Below are 15,525 nucleotides of genomic sequence, written 5' to 3' on the forward strand. Positions count from 1 at the left end.
TGACCTCGCTCGCCGAGGCCACCCTGCCCGCCGGCACGATCTCGGAACCCGCTCCGGCCCCGGCCGTCGTCGCCGCCGCAACGCCGCCGGCCCCCCGTGGCCGTCCGGCCGAACTGGTGGCGCTGATGGCCAAGGCCGACGAGGTTCTGGTGGCGCCGACCGCCGAGGCGATGATCGCGGCGATCGACGTGATGCCCCGGCCGCGCCCGGCGACGGCCGCCCCCGAGGCCCCGGTGCAGCTTGCGCTCGCCCCGGTTCCCCGCCTTGCCAACCCGCGTGAGGATGCCCGTCAGGCCTTCGCCGCCATCACCGGCGACGCGGCCGAACCGGCCACCGTCGGCGCCCTCGGCTATGCCGACGAACGCGGCGCGCCGGAGGCAACCCCTGCCCGCCGCCTTGCCGCGCTCGACACCGGCCGCCAGCCGGTCCGTCCGAAGGCCCAGCCGGCCGCGCGGACCTATGGCACGACCACCACGATCGAGGCCGATCCGCTGGCCCGTCTGACCCGCAGCGCCGATCTTGCGGATCACTCGCTCTACGGCATCGCCCCGATCGCCAGTGCTGCCGACGGACAGACCTTCGTCCACCCGAACCAGCGCGACATGACGGCCTTCCTGCAGAAGCCCGCCCGCGTCGTCGGCTCCGGCTTCTCGCGCTTCCCCTACGGGTCGCTCGGCACCGGCAAGTTCAGCGGCGAGGCGGTCGCCCGCCTGCGCAGCTGGACCTTCGCCAGCGCCGAGGAGATCGAGGCGAACACCCGGCTCGCCAGCCGCTGATCGCGGACGCAGTTCCAGGCTCTCATGCGGCACGCCCGGGACACCGGCGCGTGCCGCAGTCGTTTTGGAGGGGCGTTGCATCCACGCGGCGATCCATGACGCGCCGCGGCTCGTGAAGGACATCTGATAGGACGAGGCCCGCGCTGGCGACTGGCTCTCCGGGCAACGAGGGGCCTCACGATCTTCTGCCGATCGTGTCGCTCACCCCCCTCCCTGTCCCTCCTCCACAAGGGGGGAGGGGACGCAGGGTGCGCCGGCTTTCGTCTCGCATCCTCCCGTCTCGGCGCAGCGCCAGGGCCATGACGGACGGTGCCTTCATCGTCCCCTCCCCCTTGTGGGGGTCAACGGCCTTTCCGTCCGTCACGACAAAAGAGGACGGCGCGCCCGGCCATCGCCCCGGCCACCCTCCTTCCCTCGTCGTTCTCGGCCTCGCGATCGCCACCTACGCCATCCACCCTGCCTATGTCGCGATCGAGACGGTCGCCGCGGATCTCGTCGCCGGGACTGATCCGTTCGCTCGCGGGCTGGACACCGCCCTTCCCCGGGCACCGGCTCTCCCATCCGCGCCAGCGCGACCCGTCCGCCGGCCTCGTCGTCGTCCTCGACCTGCTGCGCGCGGCCCGCACATCAGCCGCACGCTGATCGATCCGGAGGCTGTTGCAGCCTTGGTCACGGTAGAGATTCCGCTGCGCCGCTGGCGTCATCCGACGGCTGGCTGGTCTGGCGCGCCAACTACGACGCCAGGGTCTCCGACGTCGACATCGACGAGGTCCGCGACGTGTTCGAGGCGCTGGGCGGGCTGGAACTGCAGATCGGGGCGCGGCTCGCCGAACGCATCACCGACGACGAGATCGCCGAACTCGTCGCCATGCACGACACGCTCGCCCGGCTGCATGCGCAGGAAGACCGCACCGGCTACTTCCGGCAGAACCAGTCGATCCACGGCTTCATGGCCGAGACGACCCGCAACCGGACCCTGCGCGACAGCGACGCCGCTTTGGCGCAGCGGGTCTACCGCGCCCGCACCATGGCGAACTGCGGCCACGACCGCTGGGACGAATCGCTGGCCGAACACCTCGACTTCATGGCCTCCCTGCGCGTGCGCGACCGCGAGGGCCTTGCCCGCAAGCTCAAGCTTCACAACGACCTCACCTGCACGGCCGTCCTCGGATCGCTGAGCGCGATCCGCGAGTGAAGGTCTTCCGGATCGCCGAACGCGATCCGCGGGTGACAGGAGACCTCCGGATTTCTGCGTCGGCTTGGCTTCGCCGCGGCAGTTCGGATTGACATTGAGCGTGAAATCCGTAAGGTCCGCGCCAATCGGCGGCCGTCTCCATGGAGGCGGCCGCTGCCGTACCGACCCATTGGACAGCGTGAGGCGCGTCCGGCAGGCGGCGAGGCGGAAACAGGCAAGGCGGCTTTGGCCCCTTTCCCGTTCGCGCGGCGCTCCCCGGGACGTCTCTCGAAGGACGAGCGATGAAGATCAAGAACTCCCTGCGTTCCCTGATGGGCCGCGATCGCAACAACCGCATGGTTCGTCGCAAGGGTCGCGTCTACATCATCAACAAGAAGAACCCGCGCTACAAGGCTCGCCAGGGCTGAGCCCGACGACCCGCGTCGCGCTGCGTTCGATGTTTTGACGGCGCATCCCGGAAGGTCTATCCTCCCGGGATGCGCTTTCACGTCCAGACCTCCCTGCGTGGCCTCGTCCTCGCGACCGCCCTTCTCGCCGCCCCGGCCGCCGTGTCGGCCCAGACCCCGGCGCCCACGCCGGACCTGCCGCTTCTGGACGAACCGGGCGGGGAAAATCCGTTCGACCCGAACGTGAAGCCCGACGCGCCCGCGGTCGTCGACCGCAACGCCAACAGCCTCGACGAGTTGTTCGGCCGCCTTGCCGCCGCGAAATCCCCGGCCGAGGCCCATCCCTTCGAGCAGCGGATCCTCAAGCGGCTGATCGACAGCGACAGCGACACCGTCGACCTGATGGTGAAGTGGGCCGTGGAGGCGATGAACGCCGAGCGCTGGGGCGCAGCCCTCGACCTGCTCGACCAGGCCCTCCTGCTCCAGCCTGATTTTGCCGAGGGCTACAACCGGCGCGCCACCGTCTGGTTCATGCTCGACGACTATGGCCGCTCGCTGGCCGACATCGAGCGGGCGCTGGCGATCGAGCCGCGCCACTTCGGTGCGCTGTCGGGCCTTGCGGGCATCATGCAGCGCATCGGCGAGACCGACCGCGCCTATGAGGTCTACAGCCGCCTTGCGGCGATACATCCAAACCTTCCGGATGTGCGTAAGGCCATCGAGAAGCTGGAGCCGGACGCGCGGGGACGACCGATCTGACCGTCCGGCACAGGATACGTCCGGGAGTGGTCCGCTTGCCCCTTGTTGCCGTCGTCGTGACCCTGCTGCTGGCCCTTGTGGTCGGGCTCGCCGGTTTCACCCTGTCCGGGCGGGCCGCCATCGAGCGCCGCTTCCTGCCGCAGGGCCGCTTCATCGAGGCGGCGGGCCTGTCGATCCATGTCGTCGAGTTTCCCGCCGCCGGAAGGCACGTCGCACCGACGGCGCCGACGCGTCCGCCCGTGGTCGTGATCCACGGGGCGAGCGGCAACCTGCGGGAACCGCTGATGGCGCTCCGCGACCAGATCACCGTCGACCGGCGCTGGATCTTCATTGACCGCCCGGGCCACGGCTGGAGCGATCGGGGCGCGGAGACCGACATCTCTGCTCCGGATCGTCAGGCGGCCGTGGTTGCCGCCGTGATGGACCGGCTTGAGGTGCCGACGGCGGTGATCGTCGGCCACTCCTGGGGTGGTGCGGTCGCCGCCGCCCTCGGCGCCGACCATCCGGATCGGGTGGCCGGCCTCGTGCTGGTCGCGCCGGTGTCGCATCCCTGGCCGGGCGGCATCGCCTGGTACTACCGGATGTCGACCGCACCGGTGGTCGGGCCGCTGTTCGCCTGGCTGCTCGCCTATCCCGTCGGCAACGCCCTGCTGGAGCCCGGCACGCAGGCCGCCTTCGCCCCCGAGACGCCGCCGCCCGGCTATGTCGAGTCCACCGCGCTGGAGATGGTGCTGCGCCCGGCCGAGTTCCTCGCCAATGCCCACGATGTCGCCGATCTCAACGCCAATCTCGCCCGGATCGCCCCGCGATACCGGCAGATCCGCGCGCCGACCGTGATCCTCACCGCCGACACCGATTCGGTCGTCGCCCCGGCGATCCATGCCGCCGGCCTCGCGCGCGACATCCCCGGCGCCCGGCTGGAGACGATCCATGGCGCCGGCCACATGCTGCACCATGCCCATGCCGACCGGGTGATGGCGGCGATCGACGCCGTGAGCGCGGCCGGCGCGGATGCGACCGCCGGTCTTCCCGACGCCGCGCAATAGGCATCCCGACGAAAACGGAGGGCCAACGAAAACGGGAGCCGGCGTGACCGGCTCCCGTTCGGATCGTTCCTGCGAAGGCGGCGGGATCAGATGCCGCTGCGGCCGTCGTGGTCGATGGTGGCGATGCGCAGCAGGTTGGTCGCGCCGGGGGTGCGCAGCGGCACGCCGGCGGTGAGGATGATCCGCTCGCCGGGGTTGGCAAAGCCTCGTCACCGGCAACCCGCGCGGCGATCTGCACGAGATCGGCCAGCATCTCGGCGTCCTCGCACACGACCGTGTGCAGGCCCCAGGCCATCTGCAGCCGGCGCGCGGTGTCCTGCCGCGGGCTGAGCGCGATGATCCGGGTCCACGGCCGCTCGCGGGCCAGCCGCATGCCGGTGGCGCCCGAGGAGGTGAAGCACACGATCGCGGCGAGATTCATGGTCTCGGCGATGGTGCGGGCCGCCTGGCTGATCACGTCGGCGCCGGTCGCTTCCGGCTCGGCGCGCTGGGCGTTGACGATGTTGAGGTAGTTGCGGTCGCGCTCCACCTCGTAGGCGATGCGGTCCATGGTGGCGACCGCCTCGACCGGATAGGCGCCGGAGGCGGATTCGGCCGAGAGCATCACCGCGTCGGCGCCTTCGAACACGCCGGTGGCGACGTCCGAGACCTCGGCGCGGGTCGGAACCGGCGAGGAGATCATCGATTCCAGCATCTGGGTGGCGATCACCACCGGCTTGCCGTAGCGGCGGCCGAGGCGGGTCATGCGCTTCTGCAGGCCGGGCACCTGCTCCAGCGGCATCTCGACGCCGAGATCGCCGCGGGCGACCATCAGGCCGTCGGAGCGGCGGGTGATCTCTTCGAGATGCTGAATGGCCTGGGGCTTCTCGACCTTGACCATCACCGCCGCGCGGTTGCCGATGATCTGCATCGGCTCGTCGAGGTCCTCGGGGCGCTGCACGAAGGAGAGCGCGACCCAGTCGACGCCGGCGGCCAGCGCCGCGTCGAGATCGGCCCGGTCCTTGTCGGTGAGCGCCGAGGTGGCGATCGTCGTGTCGGGCAGGCTGACGCCCTTGCGGTCGGAAATGCGGCCCGGAACCTCGACCTTCATCACCGCGGTGTGGCCGTCACAGCTGATCGTGCGCAGACGGACCTTGCCGTCGTCGATCAGCACGGTGTCGCCGGCCTTCAGCGCCGCCAGGATTTCCGGATGCGGCAGGTAGACCTCCGACTTGTTGCCGTCGATCTTGTCGGCGACGAAGCGGAACTCCTGCCCGGCCTCGAGGATCTGCGGACCGCCGGAGAAGGTGCCGACGCGCAGCTTCGGACCCTGAAGGTCGGCGAGGATGCAGATCGGACGGCCGGCATCGGCCTCGACGCCGCGGATCGTCTTCACGAACTCGTTCAGCTTGTCGTGGCTGGTGTGGCTCATGTTGACGCGGAAGATGTCCGCACCGGCCTCGTGCAGCTTGCGGATCGTCTCGGCGTCTGAGGACGACGGCCCCAGCGTGGCGAGAATCTTGACCTTCCGATTGCGCTTCATTGTGAGGGGGTTCCCTTTTGCGTGGGCTCAGTCAGCTGTACGGTCCAGCTGCGCTGATCCTGCGTATCGATTTCGAAAAATCCGGTCCGGTCGTATCCTCGCGCCGCACAGTCCTCGGTGCCGAGGATCGTGAACATCTTCCGGCGCGTGCACATGTAGGCCTTGCCGCCCCATTCGCCGCCCTGTTTGGCGTCGACGGCGTAGATGTAGTAGTAGCGGGCGGCCAGCGGGCCCGGGATGAGCGTGTTGCACTTGGTGCCGGGAATGTTCCACCAGCCCTCGGTCGTCCAGCCATTGCTGGCCTTGTAGCCGATCGCGATGCTCACGGTGGCCTCGGTCTTGTTGCAGAGCCGAAGATCGGCGAGGGCGGGAACCGCCCCGAGCATTGCGAAGCAGACGGCGAGTGCCCCGACGCGGGCCGCCAGCCACCGCCCGGCGAGGCTGTTGCCTCGCGCGTTCCGGTCGTCCGGCATCCACGTCACGGAGTGTCCCCTGTCCAAGCGCCCCGACTTATCGCGTAGGCATCGACGAGGTGTCAACGGCCTGCTCCGTGATTTCGACGCGCCGACACGCGCAATCTGTTTCTCCCCGGCGGGACAGTCGAACACCCTGATTTTCCTTTGTCAAACATCGTCGGCGCGGCCTTTTTCGTCTTGCAGCGCAACAACTTGTGCTCGCGCCTCCTGGCCTTGCCTCGGCCGTGCGATCCAGATTCCGACGAGGATCAGCGCCCCGCCCGCGATCTGGTCCGGCCCGGGGGTCTCGGCGAAGATCGCCCAGGCGAACAGCGCGGCGGCGATCGCCTCGAGGAAGACCACAACGGAGGAAAAAGCGGCCGAAACATGACCGAGCGCGAAGGCGAGCAACCCCTGGCCGCCGGCATGGGAGACGAGGGCAAGGCCGAGCAGCGCGGCCGCCCCCGCCGCGGTCGCCGGCCACAGGGTCGGCTCCAGCGCCAGCGCAACGACCAGCAGCACCGCCGCGTGATCAGCGAACTGGCAAAGCTCACCGTGCCGGGACCGAGCTGCCGGCGGGCGGCCCGCACGGCCAGGAAATAGGCCCCGAAGAACAGCGACGTCAGCAGCCCCCAGGCGTCGCCGACCAGCCGCTCCGGCGCCAACGCGAAGCTGCCGCCGACGAGGATGGCCGCGCCGACGAGGCAGACCGCAAGGCCGGCGAAGACGTGGCGCTCCACCGCCTCGCCGATGAACAGGCCGGAGCCGAGCACGACCCAGACCGGGGCGAGCGTGGCGAACAACGTGGCGTTGGCGATGGTGGTGCCGAGGATCGACAGGTGCCAGCAGATGAGGTCACCCGCAAAGAACAGGCCCGCGAGCCAGACGGCGGGGGAGGCTGCGGCGCGGCGGATCGCGCCGGCGCCGCCCTCGCGCCAGGCCCAGAGCAGCAGCAGCGGCGCGGCGAGCCCCACGCGCCAGAAGGCGCTGGCGAACGGGCCGGTCTCGGCCACGCGCACGAAGACCGGCGAGACACCGATCGCGACGGCGCCGGCGACGAGCGCGGGAACGGCATAGAGGCGGGCGTTGCCGGCGACGGCGAGCGCCGGGGTGGCTTCGGTCATGAGGCATCGATCCGGATCGGCGCCTTGCCGACGCCCCCGCATTGTCTATCCCGTTTCGCTGTGGCATGGCAGGGAAAAGCTCAGATCCAGGCTGGAAAGCCGTGGATCGTCACGGTTCGGGAAGGTCGATGATGGACGAAACCGCCTCCTTCGCGCCGGTCGAGCGGATCGCCGGCGATCCGCGCTCTCCGTGGCTTCTCCTGTGCGACCACGCCTCGAATCGCCTGCCGCCCGACTACGGCGACCTCGGCCTGCCGGCGGCGGAGTTCGAACGCCACATTGCCTACGACATCGGCGCGGCCGGGGTGACGCGCGGCCTGGCGGCGGCGCTCGGCGCCCCCGCGGTGATGACCACCTGGTCGCGGCTCCTGATCGACCCCAACCGCGGCGAGGACGACCCGACGCTGGTGATGCGCCTGTCAGACGGGGCGATCGTGCCCGGCAACCGCCATGTGGACCCCGCCGAACGCGACCGGCGCATCGCACGCTTCCACCGGCCCTATCACGACGCCGTCGCCAACGAGATCACCGCCATGCGCGCGCGCGGCCTCGTGCCGGTGATTCTCGCGGTCCACAGCTTCACCCCCTTCTGGAAGGGCGTGCCCCGCCCCTGGCACGCCGGCGTGCTGTGGGACCGGGACCCGCGCCTTGCCCTGCCGCTGATCGCCGCGCTCGAGCGGGACGGCGATCTCGTCGTCGGCGACAACGAGCCCTATCTCGGCGCGCTCAAGGGCGACACGATGTACCGGCACGGCACCGCCGCCGGCCTGCCGCATGCGCTGCTCGAGATCCGGCAGGATCTGATCGGCGATCCGGGCGGAATCGCCGACTGGGTCGACCGGCTGGCCCGCCGGCTGCCGCCGCTGCTGGCAAGCGAGGACTTGCGCGCCGTGCGCCTTCATGGTTCCAAGGCCGACCAGCCTGGCTGACCGGGCCCCGCTGACAGGGATGGCCCGCCAGGCGGTCGCCGACCTGGCGGCGGGCCGACATCCGAAGGAGACGTGCGATGAGCGGGATCGACGATGCGACACGGACCGAGCTTGAGGCGGCGGTGTTCCGCCGGCTGGTCGAGCACCTGCGGGGCCGCACGGACGTGCAGAACATCGACCTGATGAATCTCGCCGGCTTCTGCCGCAACTGCCTCTCCAACTGGTATCTCGACGCCGCCAGGGCGCGCGATCTGGAGCTGACGAAGGACGAGAGCCGCGAGATCGTCTACGGCATGCCCTATGACGAGTGGAAGGCCCGGCACCAGGCCGAGGCGAGCCCCGCCCAGCAGGCCGCCTTCGCGACGTCGAAGCCGGATCATTAACCTTTCCGGGAGATGAAACGGCTAGGTTCGCAGGCAGGCCCGACCTCCCGGGCCGCCCGTCTTCCTGCGCCCTGCAGGCGCATCAGTATCACCAACCACCGACCGTCGCCGCGCGCCGGCCGGTCCACGTTTCCGGGATGACCGACATGGTAGCAGACGTTGCCGAGACCGGCGTTGCCGCCGAAGAGCTGAAGCAGTTCATCGAGCGGATCGAGCGGCTCGAGGAAGAGAAGAAGGCGATCGCCGACGACGTGCGCGATGTCTATGCCGAGGCCAAGGGCCGCGGCTTCGACGTCAAGGCGATCCGCGCGATCGTGCGCCTGCGCTCCAAGGAGCCGCAGGAGCGCGAGGAGGAAGAGGCGATCCTCGAACTCTACATGAGCGCGCTGGGCATGACCTGACAGGGTCGCCGCGGACAGCAAAAGGGCCGGATCTTCCGGCCCTTTTTCTTGTGTCGAACCGCCGAAGAGGACACACCGGGGCGCCGCCCTGACGGCGCTCGCCCCCTTCGCCGCATCACGCGTGGTGCAGGACACCGTTGAGCGGGCTTGCCGGGGACCGCGGCGTCATCACCGGCAGCGGTGTCGCCGGCGCCTTCAGCAGCGCGGACTGGAACCGGCTGCGGTATTCGCTCGGCGTGACGCCGATGGTCTTGGTGAAGGCCCGCCGCATCGCGTGCATGTTGCCGAAGCCGCAGGTGACCGCGATCCGCTGCAGCGGCTGGCTGGTGTCCTCCAGCATGCGCCGCGCCGCGTCGGTGCGCGCCGCCGCCACGAAGTCGGCCGGCGTGATGCCGAGCTCCCGGCGGAACACGCGGGCAAAGTTGCGCGTGCTCATGCCGATCTTGCTGGCGAGATCCTCCACCGTCAGCGACGCGGAGAGATTGGCGAGCACATATTCCTGCGCCCGCTGGATCATCGTCGTCTCGGACATCTGGCCGACGAGATGGGCGCTGAACTGCGACTGGCCGCCCGGCCGCTTCAGGAACATCACCATGTAGCGGGCGACGATCATGGCGACGTCCTTGCCGTGGTCCTCCTCCACCAGCGCCAGCGACAGGTCGATGCCCGAGGTCACGCCCGCGGCCGTGATCAGCCGGCCGTCGCGCATGTAGATCGCGTCGGCATCGACGTCGATCGCCGGAAAGTCGCGGCGGAACTTGTCGGCGCATTCCCAGTGGGTGGTGATGCGCTTGCCCTCCAGCAGCCCGGCGGCGGCCAGCAGGAACACGCCCGTGCAGATCGATCCGTAGCGGCGCACCGTCGGCACCCGCCGCTGCAGCCATTCGATCACCGGCGGGTCGATCTCCTGGAAGGTCGGATCGCCGGCAACCAGCAGGGTGTCGATCGGCTCGTCCGGGTCGAAGATCGTCCGGTCGGCCAGGAAGCGGAGTTGCCCGGTGCCGGAAATGCTTGGCGCGCCCGTCGACACGATCTGGATGTCGTAGGCGGCTGGGTCGTTCATGCGGCGGGCGGCCTCCCAGAAGACCTCCGCGGGACCCACGATGTCCAGGGACTGGACACCGGGTGGGGCAAGGATCGCGATACGCATGCTTTTCCCTCCGGTCGTCTGAACGACGTCCGTGCCGCGCTGGACGCGCGGCACGGGGTTTTTGTGATCTGGGCCGCGCTGGACGCGCGGCACGGGGTTTTTGTGATCTGGGCCGCGCCGGACGCGCGGCACGGGGTCTTTCTGGCCTGGGCCGCGCCGGAGGCGCGGCACGGGATTTCTTGACGTGGACCGCGCGGGACGCAGGCCGATCAGGCCGCCTGATAGAGGCGCGTTTCCACCACCGGGCTGCCCTTCAGCCCATGCAAGGTCTTGGCCGCGGCAAGGACGGCGAGATCGGCGAGCGGCTCGATCACGACGACCAGCATGTAGGCGCCGCCGAAGGCGCCGATGGCCGCCAGATTCTCCACCGCGAAACCCTGGCCGTAGAGTGCCCAGAAGCCGACCCATCCGACAATCCCGGCCTGGTAGGTGACCGAGAGCTTCAGCGTCTGGCGGTAGGTCAGGTCCACATAGGGCGTGTTCGGCGCGATGATCCGGCGCGCGAGCGCGGCCAGCGCGAACAGCGGCACCAGCAGCGTCGTGACGTTCATGCCGTATTGCGGCAGGTCGATCGGGGCGAAGAACAGCCCCTGCGCCAGCAGGCCGACGGCAAGGCCGATGGCGGCGGGCGCCTGGCCAAGCAGCAGGAACAGCGTCGAGCCGAGGATCAGGTGCACCTCCGACACGCCGACCGGGTGGTGCGGCAGAAACTCGAAGAAGCCGAGAACGAGCATGCTGGACACCACGCTGCGGGCGGCGAGCGACACGACCTGCCGTTCGCGCAGGGCCTGTCCGGCAAGCTTCGCGGTGTAGAACAGGGCGGCTGCCCCCGTGGCATAGCTGAGGACGATCTTGGCGCTGTCCACGAGTCCGGGTTCGATATGCATGTTGAGCTCCGATGGATCGGGGTGTTTCGGGTGACGGGGGCGCGGGGTCAGGCCGCGCGCAGATCGGCCAGCAGGGTCGCCATGTCGCCGGCGTCGAGAAGGCCGCTTTTCGCGACCGCCTTCTCGAGCGCGGCGAGGAAGCGCTCGTAATAGTCCCAGCCGGACCGGTCGACCGGGTTGGCCTCCTCCCAGGCGGCGATCTCCGCGATCAGTTCGTCGCGGAACTCGTCCCACTCGAAGTGACCCTCCCGGGCGAGGGCGAGGGCCATGCCGAAGACGGTCCTCTCCCAGTCGTTGGTGAAGCAGAGCGTGCCGTTGGCGCGGGGCGGCGAATCCGGCTCGCCCATCATCTCGGTGACCGCGAAGTGCTCGAACCGGATCTGCATCAAGGCCTCCTCTCAGGCCGCCTTGGCGAGGGCGACGCCCATCATGGACTCCGGCGTGACCAGCGCCTCCAGTTCGCTCTCGCTGAGCGATTCGGTGCCGGCCGGCCGTTCGGGCACGACGAACCAGCGGATCTGGGCGCTGGAGTCCCAGACCTTGATCTGCTGGCTTTCCGGAACGTCGACGCCGAATTCGGCCAGCACCGCCCGCGGCTCCCGGGCCGCGCGGCTGCGGAAGGTCGGGTCCTTGTACCAGTAGGGCGGCAGGCCCAGCACCGGCCACGGATAGCAGGAGCAGAGCGTGCAGATGATGAGGTTGTGGACGCCCGGATCGTTGGCGACGGCGCGCATGTGCTCGCCCTCCGCCCCGGCCATGCCCGCCGGCAGGTCGAGTTCGGCGACGGCCGCCGGCGTGTCGGCGACGAGCCGCGCCTTGAACTCCGGATCGACCCAGGCCCTCGCGACGATCTTGGCGCCGTTGAACGGCCCCATCTTCGTCTCGAAATAGCCGAGCACGGTGTCCACGGACTTGTCGGTGAGAATGCCCTTCTGGATGAGGAGGGCTTCGAGGGCCCGCACGCGGGCCGCGCTGTAGGCCTCGCGGTCCTCGCGGTACTTGAAGCGGTCGGTCATGGGAGATCTCCGGGTTCGCGCGGCTGTCAGGCCGCCTCGGCCACGTCGGCGGGAAGGACGTAGGCCGAGTAGAGGTCGGCGTAGAGGATGAAGTTGGCCTCGGCGTTGCCGGGCCAGAGCTCCTGCGGGTCGAAGGCGACGCAGTAGACCGGCATCGGCGTGCCGATCCCGTCCGGACCGGTGTCGCAGAGGTAGGTGTAGGCCCCCTCGTAGACCGTCTCGACCGTGCCGACCTTGTTGCGCAGGAAGCCGGGCAGCCGGGTGTGCTCGATGGTCGGCACGTTCTTGATGAACACCTTGTCGCCGACCGAAAGGACATCGCCCACCGGCACGTCGCGCTTCGGGCTGTCGCCCTCGACCAGATACTGGATGATCCGCTCGTCGATCGCCGCCGCCCCGCCGCCCGGCAGCGCCTTGTCGGGATCGGCGTAGTAGACCTCGGTCAGCGCGTCGAGTTCCTCGGCGGTGATGTAGCCCTTCTCGATGAAGTAGCCCGAGATGCCGCCCAGCCACTTCTCGTAGTAGCGGTACTTGAAATAGTCGAAGGGGTTGATCCCTTCGGCGCCCTTGCGCAGGTCCGCCCAGGTCCAGATCGTGTCGAAGGCCGACGGCGTCGCCGGCAGGGGGAGCTGGCTCGACAGGGCCATCATCGCGGTGTGAATGCCGAAGATGCGGGTTTCCCACGGTTCCACGAAGACGCGCGTTTCGGTCCAGACGGGGCCGAGGCCCTCGAGGCCGCCCAGATGGTGCTGGAGCTTCATGTGGCTGTTCCTCTTCAGATGATGATGACGGAAGCGGCGGCCGCGGCGCTCAGGCCGTCGCGGCCTTCTTGGCGGTGAGCATCTGGGTGCCGAGTTCGGACACGAAGCCGAAGGCGGCGCCGAGCAGCATCGCCGCCATGGCGACGAGCGTCGGATGGGTGAGGCCCGGCGTCATCACCGTGGTGCCGGTCGCGGCCGTCGTGCCGACGAAGGAAGCGAAGCCGAAGACGATGGCGGGCGGGAAGTTGAGGATGCCGAAGGAGGAGGCGAACACCATCGCCGAGGTGCCGAGGCCGACGAGGATCGCGGCGAACAGCGGGGTGGCCGGGCCGTGGGTGATGATCAGCAGCGTGACGCTGGCGATCAGGATACCGGTCCAGTTGCGGGCGACCGACTTCACGAAGCCCTGGGTTCCGCCGCCGCAGGCGAAGAACGACGCCCAGGCGATGAAGGTGACCCAGACCGGAACCGGGAAGATGGTGGCGGTGATGTAGGTGTCGATGGCCCCGAGCACCCCGAGGCTGACCATGGCGGCGACAAGCGGTGGCATGCGGTGTTCCCCTTTTGCGTTGGTGGATGGCAGACCGCTCAGGACGCGAGAGCGTGCTGCCGGGCAAGGCAGGCTTCGAAGCCCCGGCGGAGATCGTCCCCGTCGAGGTTGCGGCCGATGAAGACGATGTCGCTGACCCGGGCTTCGCCGGGCTTCCACGGCTTGCCCGGACGCCCTTCGAGCGTCATGTGCACGCCGTGAAACACGAAGCGGCGGGCTTCGCCGGCCATGTCGAGCACGCCCTTGCAGCGGAAGAGGTCGCGGCCCCGGTCGATCGCCAGGGTGTTGATCCAGCGGTTGAAGGCGACCGGATCGAGCGGGGTGTCGAGGCGGAGCGCCACGCTGCTGATCGTGCTGTCATGCTCGTGGTCGTGATCCTCGAGGATCGTCGGTTCGATCGCGAGGATCGTGGCAAGGTCGAAGGCGCCGATGTCGAGGATCTCGAACGGCGAAACGGCGCAGTCGCGGGTGCGCAGGATCCGGGCGAGCGGGTTCAGCGCCCGCACGCGGGTCTCGACCTCGGCGACGCGGTCCGCCGGCTCAAGATCGGTCTTGTTGAGCAGCAGGACGTCCGCGAAGGCGATCTGCTCGCGGGCCTCGTCCTGTTCCAGATGCAGGTCGAGATTGCGCACGTCGACGACGGTGACGATCGCGTCGAGCTGGATCGCCTTGGCCATCACCTCGTCGAGGATGAAGGACTGGATCACCGGCGCGGGATCGGCGAGACCCGACGTCTCGACGATGATGCGGTCGATCGGCCGGCCGGAGGCGACGAGGCTGCGGATCGCGGCGATGAGGTCCCCGCGCACGGTGCAGCAGAGGCAGCCGTTGTTGAGTTCGATCACCGCGTCCTCGGTCTCGACGACGAGCTGGCCGTCGATCCCGACCTCGCCGAACTCGTTGACGATCACGGCGATCTTCTCGCCGGCCGACCGGGTCAGCAGCGTGTTCAGCAGCGTGGTCTTGCCGGCGCCAAGAAATCCGGTGAGCACGGTGGTCCTGATCTTCTTCATTCTGTCCTCCGAACGACGCGCAAGCGTCTTCGTTCGCGATGCATCTGCACGGCGCGACCGGATTTTCATCCGGCTATTTCAGCGATGTCAGGGCTTTGCCGACTTGCGTCTGAAGGCATTAGAAGTTATCGGGACGCGAAGTTCAACGCGAGCACGGTGTATGAATTCGGACAAAGCGCAGGCGTTTTCGGCCAATCGACTTTACCTGTCACGGAACTGACTTTGAAATGCGCAATTGATCAAGAATTCATCTAAGTATGTACGATAACTGAGCAAATCAGGCTTGGCGCAAGGATGATCGGCGCGTGCGGCGCGGCCGCTCCGGCAACCGGTCATGGCAGACCGGCGCGCGGCCTGGAGCCCGCGTGGCGCAGCCGGGATTTCTTCGGCCGCCTCGCCTCACGGGTCGCGGGAAATCAGCTTTCCGGAGTAGATCACCGGCCCGGTCGGGCGTCCCTCGGGCGAGCCGCCCGGCGGCTCCACGGAGACGGCAAAGCCGCCGGCCGACGGGTTGCGGCCTATGGCGGCGGCGGAAACGGCGATCGGCTGCGCCCGGTCGACGAGACCGAGCGAGCGCGGCGAGCCCCCCTCCGGCACATACCAGAGTTCGAGGCTGCGCCCGGCCGGGGCCTCGGCCTGCACCGGGCGCACGGTGATGTCGCCGGCCAGCGTGTCGACCTCGATCACCAGCGCCGGCAGGCTGCCGTCGCCGTTGACGACGGAGACGAAGCGGGTGCCCGCGGTCGGCGGCGTCGGCAGGGAGGCCAGATAGACGAGACCGGCGAGCGAGGCGGCGATCACCGCCATGCCGGTCGTCGCCCGCCGCCAGAAGCGGACGCTGCGCTCCAGCCGGCGGACGCGGCGCTCGTCCACGGGTGGGGCGGCCGTCGCCGCGGCGGCGGGCGCGGCCTTGCTGGCCCTGCCGAATCGGGCGGCTTTCCCCGGTCGGGCAGCCTCCTCGGCGGGGACGGGGGGAAGATCCGGTGCCGGCTCGCCTGCCCCGAATCGATCGCTTGGCGAGAGTCGCAAGGAAATCGGCGCCTCGCCGCGCGCCGAGGGTTCGCCCGGCGCCCGCAGCGGCGGCAGGCGCCGGCCGCCGGGTGCGGGATCGGGCGCAAGGCCGGAGGGCCCGGCGCTGCGAGGCTCGTCGACCCGAGGTTCTGCCACGCGGG

General features: G+C 69.4%; 17 protein-coding genes and 3 pseudogenes. 8 read left to right on the top strand and 12 right to left on the bottom strand.

Going from position 1 to position 15,525, the window contains the following annotated elements; all coding sequences use genetic code 11:
* The 5 genes and pseudogenes from A6302_RS23140 to A6302_RS15925 form a co-directional block, all read left to right on the top strand.
* A pseudogene (locus tag A6302_RS23140) lies at positions 1 to 776 on the top strand (hypothetical protein); the annotation flags it as partial.
* Between the two features lie 778 nt (positions 777 to 1,554).
* Positions 1,555 to 1,971, top strand: a complete 417-nt coding sequence (locus A6302_RS15910; protein WP_069307866.1) for a GntR family transcriptional regulator — start codon at positions 1,555 to 1,557, stop codon at positions 1,969 to 1,971.
* Between the two features lie 281 nt (positions 1,972 to 2,252).
* A complete protein-coding gene (gene ykgO / locus A6302_RS15915) occupies positions 2,253 to 2,378 on the top strand; it encodes a type B 50S ribosomal protein L36 (RefSeq protein ID WP_069307867.1) in 126 nt (41 codons plus the stop codon).
* A gap of 69 nt (positions 2,379 to 2,447) precedes the next feature.
* Positions 2,448 to 3,116: a tetratricopeptide repeat protein gene (locus tag A6302_RS15920; protein WP_069307868.1), complete on the top strand. Its 669-nt coding sequence runs from the start codon at positions 2,448 to 2,450 to the stop codon at positions 3,114 to 3,116.
* Positions 3,117 to 3,142: 26 nt separating this feature from the next.
* A complete protein-coding gene (locus A6302_RS15925) occupies positions 3,143 to 4,162 on the top strand; it encodes an alpha/beta fold hydrolase (protein WP_169833612.1) in 1,020 nt (339 codons plus the stop codon).
* 86 nt (positions 4,163 to 4,248) lie between these two features.
* On the opposite strand, the pseudogene pyk reads toward A6302_RS15925, so the two are convergent.
* From pyk to A6302_RS24725, 4 genes and pseudogenes are all read right to left on the bottom strand, one after another.
* Positions 4,249 to 5,684 (bottom strand): annotated as a pseudogene (gene pyk, locus A6302_RS15930) (pyruvate kinase).
* Positions 5,681 to 6,157, bottom strand: coding sequence for a DUF1036 domain-containing protein (locus A6302_RS15935; RefSeq protein WP_083255834.1), 477 nt, complete (start codon positions 6,155 to 6,157; stop codon positions 5,681 to 5,683). The pseudogene pyk and the gene A6302_RS15935 overlap by 4 nt, the downstream one beginning before the upstream one ends.
* Before the next feature lie 150 nt (positions 6,158 to 6,307).
* Positions 6,308 to 6,661, bottom strand: coding sequence for an EamA family transporter (locus A6302_RS24720; RefSeq protein WP_245294103.1), 354 nt, complete (start codon positions 6,659 to 6,661; stop codon positions 6,308 to 6,310).
* 218 nt (positions 6,662 to 6,879) lie between these two features.
* Positions 6,880 to 7,305: pseudogene (locus tag A6302_RS24725) on the bottom strand (EamA family transporter); the annotation flags it as partial.
* Positions 7,306 to 7,391: 86 nt separating this feature from the next.
* Between A6302_RS24725 and A6302_RS15945 the strand changes: the two are divergent.
* The 3 genes from A6302_RS15945 (at position 7,392) to A6302_RS15955 (ending at position 8,976) form a co-directional block, all read left to right on the top strand.
* The gene (locus A6302_RS15945; protein ID WP_069307870.1) at positions 7,392 to 8,192 is read left to right on the top strand and encodes an N-formylglutamate amidohydrolase; all 801 of its coding nucleotides are present in this window, start codon (positions 7,392 to 7,394) and stop codon (positions 8,190 to 8,192) included.
* A 77-nt stretch (positions 8,193 to 8,269) separates the two neighbouring features.
* On the top strand, positions 8,270 to 8,575 hold the full coding sequence (locus A6302_RS15950; RefSeq protein ID WP_069307871.1) for a DUF1244 domain-containing protein: 306 nt from the start codon (positions 8,270 to 8,272) through the stop codon (positions 8,573 to 8,575).
* 146 nt (positions 8,576 to 8,721) lie between these two features.
* Positions 8,722 to 8,976 (top strand): DUF2312 domain-containing protein, encoded by a 255-nt coding sequence (locus A6302_RS15955; RefSeq protein ID WP_069307882.1) that lies wholly within the window; start codon positions 8,722 to 8,724, stop codon positions 8,974 to 8,976.
* A gap of 115 nt (positions 8,977 to 9,091) precedes the next feature.
* Here the strand turns inward: A6302_RS15955 and A6302_RS15960 are convergent, their stop codons facing one another.
* The 8 genes from A6302_RS15960 to A6302_RS26260 all read right to left on the bottom strand — a co-directional run bounded on the left by A6302_RS15960 (position 9,092) and on the right by A6302_RS26260 (position 15,226).
* On the bottom strand, positions 9,092 to 10,126 hold the full coding sequence (locus tag A6302_RS15960; protein ID WP_069307872.1) for a GlxA family transcriptional regulator: 1,035 nt from the start codon (positions 10,124 to 10,126) through the stop codon (positions 9,092 to 9,094).
* A gap of 209 nt (positions 10,127 to 10,335) precedes the next feature.
* Positions 10,336 to 11,013 carry an energy-coupling factor ABC transporter permease gene (locus A6302_RS15965; protein WP_069307873.1) on the bottom strand — a complete coding sequence of 226 codons (678 nt, stop codon included), beginning with the start codon at positions 11,011 to 11,013 and terminating at the stop codon, positions 10,336 to 10,338.
* A gap of 47 nt (positions 11,014 to 11,060) precedes the next feature.
* A complete protein-coding gene (locus A6302_RS15970) occupies positions 11,061 to 11,399 on the bottom strand; it encodes a nitrile hydratase accessory protein (RefSeq protein WP_069307874.1) in 339 nt (112 codons plus the stop codon).
* Positions 11,400 to 11,411: 12 nt separating this feature from the next.
* Positions 11,412 to 12,029 carry a nitrile hydratase subunit alpha gene (nthA, locus tag A6302_RS15975; protein ID WP_069307875.1) on the bottom strand — a complete coding sequence of 206 codons (618 nt, stop codon included), beginning with the start codon at positions 12,027 to 12,029 and terminating at the stop codon, positions 11,412 to 11,414.
* Positions 12,030 to 12,055: 26 nt separating this feature from the next.
* The gene (gene nthB, locus A6302_RS15980; RefSeq protein WP_069307876.1) at positions 12,056 to 12,790 is read right to left on the bottom strand and encodes a nitrile hydratase subunit beta; all 735 of its coding nucleotides are present in this window, start codon (positions 12,788 to 12,790) and stop codon (positions 12,056 to 12,058) included.
* A 49-nt stretch (positions 12,791 to 12,839) separates the two neighbouring features.
* The gene (locus A6302_RS15985) at positions 12,840 to 13,340 is read right to left on the bottom strand and encodes a DUF1097 domain-containing protein (RefSeq protein WP_069307877.1); all 501 of its coding nucleotides are present in this window, start codon (positions 13,338 to 13,340) and stop codon (positions 12,840 to 12,842) included.
* 38 nt (positions 13,341 to 13,378) lie between these two features.
* Entirely contained in the window at positions 13,379 to 14,353 is a 975-nt protein-coding gene (locus A6302_RS15990; protein ID WP_069307878.1) for a CobW family GTP-binding protein, read from the bottom strand.
* 399 nt (positions 14,354 to 14,752) lie between these two features.
* Positions 14,753 to 15,226 (bottom strand): anti-sigma factor, encoded by a 474-nt coding sequence (locus A6302_RS26260; RefSeq protein ID WP_069307879.1) that lies wholly within the window; start codon positions 15,224 to 15,226, stop codon positions 14,753 to 14,755.
* Between the last annotated feature and the right edge of the window lie 299 nt (positions 15,227 to 15,525).

The organism is Methylobrevis pamukkalensis, assembly GCF_001720135.1.
In the GTDB taxonomy this organism is placed as follows: Bacteria; Pseudomonadota; Alphaproteobacteria; order Rhizobiales; family Pleomorphomonadaceae; genus Methylobrevis; species Methylobrevis pamukkalensis.